The 13,645-nt window shown below is 62.2% G+C and carries 13 protein-coding genes and 1 tRNA gene; all 14 read left to right on the plus strand.

Going from position 1 to position 13,645, the window contains the following annotated elements:
* The first annotated feature begins 41 nt into the window (after positions 1-41).
* The 14 genes from NCR39_RS05295 to NCR39_RS05360 all read left to right on the plus strand — a co-directional run bounded on the left by NCR39_RS05295 (position 42) and on the right by NCR39_RS05360 (position 13,594).
* Positions 42-746, plus strand: a complete 705-nt coding sequence (locus tag NCR39_RS05295; protein WP_250451131.1) for a CoA transferase subunit A — start codon at positions 42-44, stop codon at positions 744-746.
* 2 nt (positions 747-748) lie between these two features.
* Positions 749-1,390 carry a CoA transferase subunit B gene (locus tag NCR39_RS05300; protein ID WP_250451132.1) on the plus strand — a complete coding sequence of 214 codons (642 nt, stop codon included), beginning with the start codon at positions 749-751 and terminating at the stop codon, positions 1,388-1,390.
* A 178-nt stretch (positions 1,391-1,568) separates the two neighbouring features.
* Complete coding sequence (locus tag NCR39_RS05305) at positions 1,569-2,489, plus strand: alpha/beta fold hydrolase (RefSeq protein WP_250451133.1); 921 nt, start codon at positions 1,569-1,571, stop codon at positions 2,487-2,489.
* A 62-nt stretch (positions 2,490-2,551) separates the two neighbouring features.
* Positions 2,552-2,905, plus strand: coding sequence for a RidA family protein (locus NCR39_RS05310; protein WP_035967012.1), 354 nt, complete (start codon positions 2,552-2,554; stop codon positions 2,903-2,905).
* 36 nt (positions 2,906-2,941) lie between these two features.
* Entirely contained in the window at positions 2,942-5,164 is a 2,223-nt protein-coding gene (locus tag NCR39_RS05315; protein ID WP_250451134.1) for a RelA/SpoT family protein, read from the plus strand.
* A gap of 103 nt (positions 5,165-5,267) precedes the next feature.
* Positions 5,268-5,344 (plus strand) — tRNA-Val (locus NCR39_RS05320).
* A gap of 296 nt (positions 5,345-5,640) precedes the next feature.
* On the plus strand, positions 5,641-7,548 hold the full coding sequence (gene thrS, locus NCR39_RS05325) for a threonine--tRNA ligase (RefSeq protein WP_250451135.1): 1,908 nt from the start codon (positions 5,641-5,643) through the stop codon (positions 7,546-7,548).
* A 47-nt stretch (positions 7,549-7,595) separates the two neighbouring features.
* Positions 7,596-8,123, plus strand: a complete 528-nt coding sequence (gene infC / locus NCR39_RS05330; RefSeq protein WP_084592761.1) for a translation initiation factor IF-3 — start codon at positions 7,596-7,598, stop codon at positions 8,121-8,123.
* A gap of 234 nt (positions 8,124-8,357) precedes the next feature.
* Positions 8,358-8,555, plus strand: a complete 198-nt coding sequence (gene rpmI, locus NCR39_RS05335; RefSeq protein WP_004191477.1) for a 50S ribosomal protein L35 — start codon at positions 8,358-8,360, stop codon at positions 8,553-8,555.
* Between the two features lie 28 nt (positions 8,556-8,583).
* On the plus strand, positions 8,584-8,943 hold the full coding sequence (gene rplT / locus NCR39_RS05340; RefSeq protein ID WP_008350196.1) for a 50S ribosomal protein L20: 360 nt from the start codon (positions 8,584-8,586) through the stop codon (positions 8,941-8,943).
* Positions 8,944-9,138: 195 nt separating this feature from the next.
* Positions 9,139-10,152, plus strand: a complete 1,014-nt coding sequence (gene pheS, locus NCR39_RS05345; RefSeq protein WP_250451136.1) for a phenylalanine--tRNA ligase subunit alpha — start codon at positions 9,139-9,141, stop codon at positions 10,150-10,152.
* 75 nt (positions 10,153-10,227) lie between these two features.
* Positions 10,228-12,660, plus strand: a complete 2,433-nt coding sequence (gene pheT / locus NCR39_RS05350; protein WP_250451137.1) for a phenylalanine--tRNA ligase subunit beta — start codon at positions 10,228-10,230, stop codon at positions 12,658-12,660.
* Positions 12,661-12,723: 63 nt separating this feature from the next.
* Positions 12,724-13,131: an integration host factor subunit alpha gene (locus tag NCR39_RS05355; RefSeq protein WP_250451139.1), complete on the plus strand. Its 408-nt coding sequence runs from the start codon at positions 12,724-12,726 to the stop codon at positions 13,129-13,131.
* A gap of 82 nt (positions 13,132-13,213) precedes the next feature.
* Positions 13,214-13,594 carry a MerR family transcriptional regulator gene (locus NCR39_RS05360; RefSeq protein ID WP_250451141.1) on the plus strand — a complete coding sequence of 127 codons (381 nt, stop codon included), beginning with the start codon at positions 13,214-13,216 and terminating at the stop codon, positions 13,592-13,594.
* The last annotated feature ends 51 nt before the right edge of the window (positions 13,595-13,645 follow it).

The raw sequence follows: 13,645 nt of genomic DNA on the forward strand, positions 1-13,645 counted from the left end.
ACCGGTTTTCAGTCGGATTCACACATGGAAGGGACGAACAGATGAACAAGGTCTATCCCAGCGCGAAAGAGGCGCTCGATGACATCGTCAAGGACGGGCAGACGTTCGCCGTCGGCGGATTCGGGTTGTGCGGCATTCCCGAAGCGCTCATCGCCGCGCTGCGCGATTCGGGCGTGAAGGACATCACCTGCATCAGCAACAACGCGGGTGTCGATGGCTTCGGGCTCGGTCTCTTGCTGGAGACGCGGCAGGTCAAGAAGATGATTTCGTCGTATGTGGGCGAAAACAAGGAATTCGAGCGGCAGTATCTCGCCGGCGAACTCGAACTCGAATTCACGCCGCAGGGCACGCTGGCCGAAAAGCTGCGCGCGGGCGGCGCGGGCATTCCGGCGTTCTTCACGAACACGGGCTACGGCACCGTGATCGCGGAAGGCAAGGAAACGCGTCAGTTCGGCGAGAACCATTACGTGCTGGAGCATTCGCTGACGGCGGATGTCGGGCTCGTGAAGGCATGGAAGGCCGACAAGTCAGGCAATCTCATCTATCGCCGCACGGCGCGCAACTTCAATCCGATGTGCGCGATGGCCGGCAAGATCACGGTCGCGGAAGTGGAGGAGATCGTCGAAGTCGGCGAACTCGATCCGGACGCGATCCACACGCCGGGCATTTTCGTGCAACGGCTCGTCCTGAATGCGCATCCGGAAAAGCGCATCGAACAACGCATCGTCCGCGCGAAAGGAGAATGACCATGGCTTGGAATCGTGACCAGATGGCCGCGCGCGCGGCGAAGGAACTGCAGGACGGCTTCTATGTGAACCTGGGCATCGGCTTGCCGACGCTCGTCGCCAATCACGTGCCGGCGGGCGTCGAAGTGTGGCTGCAGTCGGAAAACGGGCTGCTCGGCATCGGGCCGTCGCCGTACGAAGACGAAGTCGACGCCGATCTCATCAACGCCGGCAAGCAGACGGTGACGACGCTGCCGGGCTCGTCGATCTTTTCGTCGGCGGATTCGTTCGCGATGATCCGCGGCGGCCACATCAACCTGGCAATCCTCGGCGCGATGCAGATCAGCAAGACGGGCGATCTCGCCAACTGGATGATCCCCGGCAAGATGATCAAGGGCATGGGCGGCGCGATGGACCTCGTCGCGGGCGTGAAGCGCGTCGTCGTGCTGATGGAGCACGTCGCCAAGGGCGACCAGCACAAGATTCTCGAAGAATGCACGCTGCCGCTGACGGGCGTGGGCGTCGTGGATCGCATCATCACGGACCTCGGCGTGATCGACGTCACCGAGAACGGGCTGAAGCTCGTCGAACTGGCCGATGGCGTGACCGTCGACGAAATTCAGCGCAAGACGGGCGCGCCGCTCGATGTCAGTAGCGTGAGCTGACACGGCTGCGGTCAGGAAGCGAATGAAGCGGGCGAGGCTGAGAGGCTTCGCCCGCTTTGCTTTTGGCGCGCTTCCGGCGTGCTTCTGAATCGTGAAGCATCGTCCGTTCGGCTAACGTACGGCCGGCTTCGCGCCGGGCGCTTTACAATCGTCCCGACACCTTCCACGAGGAAACCTCATGAGCGCATCCATCGTTGCCGAAGCATCGCCTTATAAGCTCGACGAGCCGCGCCAGCGCTTCGTGCAATGCGCGAGCCCGGCGGGACTGCATCGCGTGGCCTACACCGAATGGGGCGATCCGGCCAATCCGCGCGTGCTGCTGTGCGTGCATGGGCTGACGCGTTCGGGGCGCGACTTCGATGCCGTCGCGAGAGCGTTCGCGAGCGAATATCGCGTGGTGTGTCCGGACGTCGCCGGGCGCGGGCTGTCGGACTGGCTCGCGGATTCGCGCTACTACGGCGTCGCGCAGTACGTGGCGGACATGGTCACGCTGATCGCGCGCCTGAACGTGGAAACGGTCGACTGGTTCGGCACGTCGATGGGCGGGCTCATCGGCATGGCGCTGGGCGGCCTGCCGAATACGCCGATCCGCAAGATGCTGCTCAACGATGTCGGTCCGCATATCGAGCCGGTTGCGCTCGAACGCATTCGCAGCTACCTCGGCAAGCCGGCGCGTTTCGCATCGCTCGATGAAGGCGTGCGGCATGCGGCGGCGCTCGCGGCATCGTTCGGCCCGCTCACCGACGACGAATGGGCGAGCATCAACACGCCGCTTTTGCACGAGCGCGACGGCGCGTGGACTTTCCGCTACGACCCCGGCATCGCCGCGCCGTTTTCCGCGAGCACGGAGGAGCAGAACGCGGCGGGCGAGGCCTTCATGTGGCGCTCGATCGCGTCCATCGCGACGCCGGTGCTCGTCGTGCGCGGCGAGCATTCGGACCTGCTGTCGCGCGAGACGGTGCGAAAGATGGTCGAGACGGGGCAGGCCGTATCGAGCGTGGAAGTGCCCGGCGCGGGCCACGCGCCGGCGTTTCTCGCGGACGACCAGATCGCCGTCGCGCGGGCGTTCTTTCTCGAAAAGAATGTCAGCGGGGCATAATATTGGGCTGAGCGCCTGACGCTCTATCCCGTTTTGCACCCTTTAAAAGGATCGATATACACATGGCAGTCACTCGTCATCACGTCGGCGCACGGCTTTCCGAGATCGCGATTCACAACGGCACGGTGTATCTCGCCGGGCAAATCGCCGAGGACACGAATCAGGACATCACGGGTCAGACGCGTGAAGTGCTGGGACACATCGACCGTTTGCTGGAAGAAGCGAACAGCGACAAGTCGCATCTGCTGTCCGTGCAGATCTACGTGTCGGACATGGTCCACTTCGCCGGCATGAACGCGGTGTGGGACGCGTGGGTCGCGCCGGGCAACACGCCGCCGCGCGCCACGGTCGAAGCGAAGCTTGCCAATCCCGATTGCCTCGTCGAAGTCGTCGTCGTGGCCGCGCAGCGCAGCTAAGTCGCCGTTGAACCGATAGCAGTTGGCTTTATCCGCATGACCGAGACCGCCGTCCCCGCCGAAACGCTGCCGGAGCCGTCCATCGACGACGCGCTCGCGTTCGTGCGCGAGCACGCGAAGGACGCGCGGGTCTCGACGGGCGAATTGCTGGCGGACCACGCCGCCGGCACCGCGCGCATCATGCAGACGCTCAACGTCGATCCGCACGCGGTCGCCGCCGCCGCGTTGTTCGTGCTCGCGCCGCATCTCGACGATCCCGACAAGACCATCGGCGAGCGCTTCGGGCCGGAAGTGCAGCGGCTCGTCGGCGATGTGCGCAAGCTCTTGCGCTTAGGCTCGGTCAGTTCGCGCGCGACCCTTGCCGCCTTGCCGGAGAACACGCGCGATGCGCAGGCAGCGCGGCGCGCGCAGGTCGAGGCGCTGCGCAAGATGCTGCTCGCGTTCGCGCAGGATATTCGCGTCGTGCTCATTCGCCTCGCGTCGCGTTTGCAGACGTTGCGGTATCACGCCGCGCACAAGATCGAGCCGTCGCCCGACGTGCCGCGCGAGACGCTCGAAATCTACGCGCCGCTCGCCAATCGTCTCGGCATCTGGCAACTCAAGTGGGAACTCGAGGACCTGTCGTTCCGCTTCGAGGATCCCGCCACGTACAAGCGCATCGCGAAGCTGCTCGACGAGAAGCGCGTCGAGCGGGAATCGTATGTGACCGAGGCCATCGCGCGGCTGCAGAAGGAACTCGACACCGCGCACATCAAGGCCGAAGTGAGCGGCCGGCCCAAGCACATCTACAGCATCTGGAAGAAGATGCGCGGCAAGCATCTGGATTTCTCCGAGCTGAACGACGTGCGCGCGTTCCGGGTGATCGTCGGGGACATCAAGGATTGCTACACGGTGCTCGGCATCGTGCATAACCTGTGGCAGCCGGTGCCGCGCGAATTCGACGACTACATCTCGCGGCCCAAGCCGAACGGCTACAAGTCGCTGCATACGGTCGTCGTCGGCGACGATGGCCGTGCCTTCGAAGTCCAGATTCGCACGCAGGAAATGCATCAGTTCGCCGAATACGGCGTGGCTGCGCACTGGCGTTACAAGGAAGCGGGCGCGCGCGGGTATGCGGGCCAGGTCACGGCGAACGAGAAATACGACGAGAAAATTGCGTGGCTGCGCCAGCTTCTCGCGTGGAAAGACGACGTCGAGGGCGAGCCGCCGGGCTGGCAGCATTTGCGCGACGCCACGCTCGACGACGACCACATCTACGTGCTGACGCCGCAGGCGCGCGTGATCGCGTTGCCGCAGGGCGCGACCGCGGTGGATTTCGCGTATCACCTGCATAGCGAGCTGGGGCATCGCTGCCGGGGCGCACGTGTCGACGGCGCGATGGTCCCGCTCAATACGCCGCTGCAGAACGGGCAGACGGTCGAGATCGTCGCGGTGAAGGAGGGCGGGCCGTCGCGCGATTGGCTCAATCCGCAACTCGGCTATATGCATAGTCCGCGCGCGCGGCAGAAGGTGCGCGCGTGGTTCAACGCGGTCGATGCGGCCGAGAACGTCGCGCAGGGCCGGGCGATCGTCGAAAAGACGCTGCAGCGGGAAGGCAAGACGTCCGTCAATTTGGATCAGCTCGCGGCCAAGCTCGGCTTCAAGGCGCCGGAGGATCTGTACGCCGTCGTCGCGAAGGACGAGTTCAGCGTGCGCAATATCGAGCACGCGCTCTCGGAAGCGCCGCCGCCTGCGCCCGAACCCGAAGCGCCCGCGCAATTCGAAAAGCGCAGCAGCGGGCAGAGCGTGGCGCAGGGCGCATCGACGGGCGTGCTGGTCGTCGGCGTCGATGCGTTGCTGACGCAACTCGCACGCTGTTGCCGCCCCGCGCCGCCCGACCCGATTGCGGGCTTCGTCACGCGCGGCAAGGGCATGTCGATTCATCGAACGGACTGCACGACGTTCCAGCGCATGGCGCAGCGTTCGCCCGAACGCGTGCTGCACACGACATGGTCCGCCGAAGTGATGAACGGGCGCGGATCGTCGGTGTATCCGGTCGATCTTTCGGTCGAATCGGCGGATCGGCAAGGCCTCTTGCGCGACATCTCCGAAGTGTTCGCGCGCGAAAAGATCAACGTGGTCGGCGTGAAGAACCAGAGCCGGCGGAATATCGCGTATATGCAGTTCACGGTCGAGGTGTCGAATTCGGCGCAGATTCAACGTGCCTGCACGTTGCTGGCGGAAGTGCAGGGCGTGATTCGCGCTTCGCGGCGCGCATGAACGGCTTTTCGCGAGAAAGTGAATGGATCAGCGAATCTTTTTCGTTTGATTGCTCAGAACACTTGCCAAGATTCGAAAAGCTCCATATAATCTCACTTCTTTCAGGCTCGTAGCTCAGCTGGTTAGAGCACCACCTTGACATGGTGGGGGTCGTTGGTTCGAGTCCAATCGAGCCTACCAACGAAAACGAAACTTCGGCGAATCCCGGTTCACGAAGTTTCACTCCGCAAAAGCGCTTTGGCGCTAAAGGCGAACAGCGAAATGGCACTTCGAACGTTGACCGAAACAAATTCGGAGCGACGCTAGTCGAGGACCTCTTTCGCCTTCTGCCTTTTTTATTGCGGTATGTGTGAAAAGTGAATGCGGCCCCTCGATAGCGGGGCCGCATTTTTTTTGCCCTTCGTTTCTATCGACGATATCGCGGGGCAGTGCTTAGTCGAACTCGCCAGGCCTCTGCCGGCGTCTTGGAGAACGAAATGGTTTCGGTACGTTTGCCTGATGGGTCGGTCCGCCAATACGACCACCCGGTGACCGTCGCGGAAGTCGCGGCATCGATCGGGGCGGGCTTGGCCAAGGCGGCGCTCGCCGGCAAGCTCAATGGCGAACTCGTCGATACCTCCTATCTCATCGACCGCGATTCGTCGCTCGCCATCGTCACGGACAAGGATCCGGAAGGCGTCGATGTCGTTCGTCACTCCACCGCGCACCTTCTGGCCTACGCGGTCAAAGACCTGTTCCCTGAAGCGCAGGTGACCATCGGTCCGGTCATCGACAACGGCTTCTATTACGATTTCTCGTACAACCGTCCCTTCACGCCCGAAGATCTCGAAAAGATCGAGAAGCGTATGCAGGAACTGGTGCAGAAGAACGAGCCGGTTGCGCGCCGGGTCGTGTCGCGCGATGAGGCGGTCGAGTATTTCAAGAGCATCGGCGAGGCGTACAAGGCCGAAATCATCCAGTCGATTCCCGAAAGCGACGAAATCCGCCTGTACTCGCACGGCAATTTCATCGATTTGTGCCGCGGCCCGCACGTGCCGTCCACCGGCAAGCTGAAGGTCTTCAAGCTGATGAAGGTCGCGGGCGCGTACTGGCGCGGCGATTCGAAGAACGAGCAGCTTCAGCGCATTTACGGCACCGCCTGGACCAAGAAGGAAGACCAGGACGCCTATCTGCACATGCTCGAAGAAGCCGAGAAGCGCGATCACCGCAAGCTCGGCAAGCAGCTCGACCTGTTCCATTTGCAGGACGAAGCGCCGGGCATGGTGTTCTGGCATCCGAAGGGCTGGTCGCTGTGGCAGCAGGTCGAGCAATACATGCGCCGCCGCGTGAACGAGGCCGGCTATCTGGAGATCAAGACTCCGATGGTCATGGACCGTTCGTTGTGGGAAGCCTCGGGCCACTGGCAGAACTATCGTGAGAACATGTTCACGACCGAATCGGAAAAGCGCGACTACGCGATCAAGCCGATGAATTGCCCCGGTCACGTGCAGGTGTTCAATCACGGCCTGCGTTCGTATCGCGACCTGCCGCTGCGTTACGCGGAGTTCGGCTCGTGCCATCGCAACGAGCCGTCGGGCGCGCTGCACGGCCTCATGCGCGTGCGCGGTTTCGTTCAGGACGACGCCCACATCTTCTGTACCGAAGACCAGTTCATTCAGGAGTCGATCGCGTTCAACACGCTCGCGATGAGCGTGTACAAGGACTTCGGCTTCGATCAGATCGCCATCAAGCTGTCGCTGCGGCCCGAGCAACGCGCCGGCACCGACGAAACCTGGGATCGCGCGGAGCAGGGCTTGCGTGAAGCGCTGACCGCTTGCGGACTGGAGTGGGAAGAGCTCGCGGGCGAAGGCGCGTTCTACGGCCCGAAGATCGAATATCACATCAAGGACGCGCTCGGCCGGTCGTGGCAATGCGGCACGCTTCAGCTCGACATGGTGCTGCCGGAGCGCCTTGGCGCCGAGTACGTGGCGGAAGACAACAGCCGCCGCCGTCCGGTCATGCTTCACCGCGCAATCGTCGGCTCGATGGAGCGCTTCCTCGGCATTCTGATCGAGCACCACGCCGGTGCAATGCCGCCCTGGCTCGCGCCGGTGCAGGCAGTCGTGCTCAATATTGCGGAAAGTCAGTCGGAATATGCTGCTTCTTTGGCCCAATCGTTGCAAAAACAAGGGCTTAGAGTTGAGAGCGATTTGCGCAACGAGAAGATTAGCTATAAAATACGCGAGCACACGCTGCAAAAGGTTCCGTATTTGCTGGTTGTCGGGGACAAGGAGCGTGAGGCGCAAACCGTAGCCGTGCGTGCTCGTGGCGGTGTCGATCTGGGTGTCATGCCGGTCGACGCATTCCTCGAACGTCTGCAGCAGGAAGTGCGGGCGTTCAAGTAAGTCACTCGCAGCGCGGCTTGTTTTTTCATTTTTAGAGGAAACGTAACATCGCTACTGATAAGTCGTCACATCGCATCAACGGTGAAATTACGGCACCGGAAGTGCGCTTGGTCGGAGTGGACAACGAGCCGCTCGGAATCGTGAAACTGGCCGAAGCGTTCCGTCAATCGGAACAGCTCGACGTGGATCTCGTCGAAATTGCGCCGCAGGCCTCGCCGCCTGTCTGCCGTTTGATGGATTACGGCAAGTTCAAGTATTCGGAAGCGAAGAAGCAGCACGAGGCGAAGCTCAAGCAGAAGATCGTGCAGGTGAAGGAAGTCAAATTCCGCCCCGGCACGGATGACGGTGACTACAACGTCAAGCTGCGCAACCTCACGCGCTTTCTCGAAGACGGCGACAAGACGAAAATCACGTTGCGTTTCCGCGGTCGCGAAATGGCGCACCAGGAAATCGGCATGCGCATGCTCGAACGTCTGAAGACGGATCTGGATGAAGTCGGCCAGGTCGAGCAGATGCCGAAGATGGAAGGTCGTCAGATGATCATGGTGCTGGCGCCCAAGAAGAAGGGCAAGTAAGCGCAGGTCAGGCAGTGGATCGCGCGCCGTCCTGAGCGGGAACAGGGCGGCCGGCGCGGCATTGCCGATGGTTTCAGGGCGGCGTCATTTCGGTGGCGCCGCTCATGAAAAGCGGCGGTTCTCACGAACCGTTCGCCACAAGTGGAGCGTGGGTTTCGAAGGGCGGAAAGCGGTCTTGGCCAGTACGGAAAGATCAACCGCACACCCATGACCATCTAATAAACTGGAGTAGTTATGCCGAAGATGAAGACCAAGAAGAGCGCTGCAAAGCGCTTCGTGGTGCGTCCGGGCGGTACCGTCAAGCGCGGTCAAGCGTTCAAGCGCCACATTCTTACCAAGAAAACCACCAAGAACAAACGCCATCTGCGTGGCGCCACGGCCGTTCATGATTCCGATCTGAACTCCGTCCGCGCAATGCTGCCGTTCGCCTAACCTCAACTAACACTCCAAGGAGCGCAACATGCCTCGAGTAAAACGTGGGGTTACCGCACGGGCCCGTCACAAGAAAATCATTCGTCTGGCCAAGGGTTACCGCGGCCGTCGCAATAACGTCTATCGCATCGCCAAGCAGGCGGTCATGCGCGCAGGCCAGTACGCCTATCGCGATCGCCGCAACAAGAAGCGTGTGTTCCGCGCACTGTGGATCACGCGTATCAACGCGGCGGTGCGTCAGCACGACATGACCTACAGCGTGTTCATCAACGGCCTGAAGAAGGCTTCGATCGAACTCGACCGCAAGGTGCTGGCTGACATGGCTGTGTTCGACAAGGCTGCTTTTGCTGCGATCGTCAAGCAGGTGAAAGCCGCCGTTGCAGCCTAATTGCGAAATTAGTACTGCGTGGTTTGCCTTCTCGCCGCCGGGTCGTTGACGGCGGCGCTTCAGGCAGAAAACGGGGCTCTCACCGAGCCCCGTTTTCGTTGGACGGACGGTTTTGCGCATGACTTGCGAGCAATCATCAGGGCACGCGCAAAACCGTAATTCAGTTAGACCTTCGACGTTGAAAAGATGGGATCAATGGATCTGGACCAGATTGTCGCCGACGCGAAAAGCGCCTTTGAAAACGCCACCGATGCCGCCACGCTCGAAAACGAGAAGGCCCGCTTTCTCGGCAAGTCCGGCGCGCTGACCGAACTGCTGAAGGGCCTTGGCAAGCTCGATCCGGACGCGAAGAAGACCGAAGGCGCGCGCATCAACGTCGCGAAGCAGCAGGTCGAAGCGGCGCTCAACGCCCGCCGTCAGGCGCTGGCCGACGCGCTCCTGAACCAGCGGCTCGCCGCGGAAGCCATCGACGTCACGCTGCCCGGGCGCGGCGCGGGCGCCGGCACGCTGCATCCGGTGATGCGCACGTGGGAACGCGTCGAGCAGATTTTCGGCTCGATCGGTTTCGATGTCGCCGATGGTCCCGAGATCGAGACCGACTGGTACAACTTCACTGCGCTGAACAGCCCGGAGAACCATCCGGCGCGTTCGATGCAGGACACCTTCTACGTCGACGGCAAGGACGCCGAAGGGCGCCCGCTGCTGCTTCGCACGCATACGAGCCCGATGCAGGTGCGCTACGCGCGCATGAACAAGCCGCCGATCAAGGTGATCGTGCCGGGCCGCACGTACCGCGTGGACAGCGACGCCACCCATTCGCCGATGTTCAACCAGGTCGAAGGCCTGTGGATCGAAGAGAACATCAGCTTTGCGGACCTGAAGGGCGTCTACACCGATTTCCTCAAGAAATTCTTCGAGCGCGACGACATTCTCGTGCGCTTCCGTCCGTCGTATTTCCCGTTCACGGAGCCGTCGGCCGAGATCGACATGATGTTCGAACACGGCAAGAACGCGGGCAAATGGCTGGAGATCTCCGGTTCGGGCCAGGTGCATCCGACCGTCATCCGCAACATGGGTCTCGACCCGGAGCGCTATATCGGCTTTGCGTTCGGCAGCGGCCTCGAGCGTCTGACCATGCTGCGTTACGGCGTGCAGGACCTGCGCCTCTTCTTCGAGAACGACCTGCGTTTCCTGCGCCAGTTCGCCTAAAGACGCCCAGCCCGCGGCGTTCGGCGTCGAATGAAGCCGGACGAGAGACTCCAAACATTTCGAACGTAGACACACATGCAATTCCCCGAATCCTGGCTTCGCAGCTTCGTCGATCCCAAGCTCTCCACCGATGAGCTCGCCCACGCGCTGACCATGGCCGGTCTCGAAGTCGAAGACCTGCGCCCGGTCGCGCCGCCGACCACGAAGATCGTCGTCGGGCAAGTGCTGGAAGTGGCGAAGCATCCGAACGCCGACAAGCTCAACGTCTGCCAGGTCGATGCCGGCACGGGCGAGCAGTTGAATATCGTGTGCGGCGCGCCGAATGTGTCGCCGGGCATCAAGGTGCCGGTCGCGCTGATCGGCGCCGTGCTGCCGCCGACTGACGCGGGCGGCGAGCCGTTCGCCATCAAGCCGACGAAACTGCGCGGCATCGATAGTCAGGGCATGCTGTGCTCGGCGCGCGAGCTGAAGCTGTCGGAAGATCACAGCGGTCTCTTGATCCTTTCCGCCGACGCGAAGGTCGGCCAGGATATCCGCGAAGCGCTCAATCTCGACGACACCGTCTTCGAAATCAAGCTCACGCCGAACAAGGCAGACTGCCTCTCGGTGTTCGGCGTCGCGCGCGAGACCGCCGCCATCACCGGCGCGCCGCTGAAGGCGCTGGAGATGTCGCCCGTCAAGGTGACGCTCGGCGAAAAGCTGCCGGTCAAGGTGCTCGCGCCGGACCTGTGCGGCCGCTTCTCGGGCCGCGTGATTCGCGGCGTGAACGCGCACGCGAAGACGCCGCAATGGATGGTCGAGCGCCTCGAGCGCGCGGGCCAGCGCAGCATTTCCGCGCTCGTCGACATCTCCAATTACGTGATGCTCGAACTCGGCCGTCCGACGCACGTATTCGACCTCGACAAGATTCACGGCGCGATCGAAGTGCGCTGGGGCAAGAAGGGCGAGTCGCTCAAGCTGCTGAATGGCAACACCGTCGAGCTCGATGAAACCGTCGGCGTGATCGCGGATGACCGCCATGTCGAAAGTCTCGCGGGCATCATGGGCGGCGACAGCACGGCCGTTTCGCTCGACACGACCAACATCTATCTCGAAGCCGCGTTCTGGTGGCCGGACGCGATCCGCGGCCGCGCGCGCAAGTACAACTTCTCGACCGATGCGGCGCATCGCTTCGAGCGCGGCGTCGACTATTCGACGACCGTCGAGCATATCGAACGCATCTCGCAATTGATCCTCGACATCTGCGGCGGCGAGGCCGGTCCGGTCGACGATCAGATTCTCAACGTGCCCGAGCGTCGTCCGGTGTCGATGCGTGTCGCGCGCGCGCATCGCATCATCGGCGTGGAGATTGGCGCCGATGAGATCGCGCAGATTTTCACGCGCCTGAACCTCGCGTTCGAGCGCGACGGCGACACCTTCCGCGTCACGCCGCCGCCGTATCGCTTCGATATTGAGATCGAGGAAGATCTGATCGAAGAAGTCGCGCGCATCTACGGCTTCGAGAAGATTCCGGCGCGCCCGCCGGTCGCCGCGAGCGAGATGCGCCGCACGAACGAGACGAAGCGCTCGATTCATGTGCTGCGTCACGCGGTCGCCGCGCGCGATTATTCCGAGACGGTCAACTTCAGTTTCGTCGATGCCGAATGGGAGCAGGACTTCGCCGGCAACGACAATCCGGTGAAGCTGATCAACCCGATCGCGAGCCAGCTCTCGGTCATGCGCACGACCCTGTTCGGTAGCCTGATCGAAGTGCTGCGTCACAACCTGAATCGCCGCGCGGATCGCGTGCGCGGGTTCGAGGCGGGGCGCGTGTTCCTGCGCGATGCATCGGTGAAGGCGGGCGAACTGGCTGTCGAAGGCTTCGCACAGCCGAAGATGATCGGCGGTCTCGCGTACGGCCCGGCGGTCGAAGAGCAGTGGGGCGCGGCATCGCGCAACGTCGATTTCTTCGACGTGAAGGGCGATATCGAAGCGCTCTTCGCGCCTGTCGTGCCGCGCTTCGTGAAGGCGGAACATCCGGCGCTGCATCCGGGACGCAGCGCGCGCATCGAAGTCGCGGGGCGCGCGGTCGGCTGGATCGGGGAATTGCATCCGCGCTGGCTGCAGAAGTACGACCTGCCGCACGCGCCGATTCTCTTCGAAATCGAAGCGGAAGCGTTGATGGAACGCGCGCTGCCGGTGCCGTCGGAAGTATCGAAATTCCCGCCGGTGCGGCGCGATATCGCGATCGTCGTCGACCAGTCGGTGCCGGTGCAGTCGCTCATCGACGAGCTTGAAAACGCCCGTTCCGAGCCCGCCTGCAAGTACGTCACGAGGGTTGCGCTTTTCGACGAATTTCGTCCAAAATCAAATACTTCCGGTGGTTTGGGGGAGCATGAGAAAAGTCTTGCCTTCCGTGTAACGTTGCAAGATACTGGCGGCACGCTACAGGACGAAACGGTCGACACGGCCATGAAAACGCTGGTGGATCGCCTGGCTCGAGTACACGGCGCGCGGTTGCGCGGATAGCCTGCAGTTGGCCCGTCCGTATGGATCGCCAAGTCAAATCATGTTTCGCGCCGTTTTACCGATATGAACCAAATGAACTCGAGTGATTTCGAAGCCCTCCTTTCGGCGCAGCGCAGCGCCATGACCCGAGACAACACCGCTTCGGGCGCGATGTCGAACGACACGCCGACGCTCACGAAGGCTGAACTGGCCGAAATGCTGTTCGATCACGTCGGCCTCAACAAGCGCGAAGCGAAGGACATGGTCGAAGCGTTCTTCGAAGTCATCCGCGACGCGCTCGAAAGCGGCGACAGCGTCAAGCTGTCGGGCTTCGGCAACTTCCAGTTGCGCGACAAGCCGCAGCGCCCGGGGCGCAATCCGAAGACTGGCGAAGCCATTCCGATCGCGGCGCGGCGAGTCGTCACTTTTCATGCAAGCCAGAAACTGAAGGCGCTGGTCGAAACGGGCGCGGAGACGAGCCTGACTCGTTGATGCGTTCATGCGCCGATGGGCGCTTCTTGCAGTCCGACCGCCGCGCTTCAATCAACATCACTCAAACGATGGTTGATCGACGATGGAAAAAGTCGTCTTGCCTCCGATCCCGGCCAAGCGTTATTTCACGATTGGCGAAGTCAGCGAACTGTGCGGTGTCAAGCCGCACGTGCTGCGCTATTGGGAACAGGAGTTCACGCAGCTGAGACCGGTCAAGCGGCGGGGGAATCGCCGGTATTATCAGCACCACGAAGTCTTGCTGATCCGGCGCATTCGCGAGTTGCTGTACGAGCAGGGCTTCACGATCAACGGCGCGCGCAATCGGCTCGATTCGCAGGGGCGCGCCATCGACGACGACGCCATGAACGCCGATACTCGCGCCGCGGCCGAGCAGCAGCAACCGGTTGATGTGGACGCGTTGCGGCGGGAGATCATGCAAGTCATCGACTTGCTGGGCGGGTGACGAGGAAAGCCGCGATATTGCATCGCGGCTTTTTTCATTCTGACGGCAGCC

This window comes from Caballeronia sp. ATUFL_M2_KS44 (genome assembly GCF_023630965.1).
Classification (GTDB): domain Bacteria; phylum Pseudomonadota; class Gammaproteobacteria; order Burkholderiales; family Burkholderiaceae; genus Caballeronia; species Caballeronia concitans.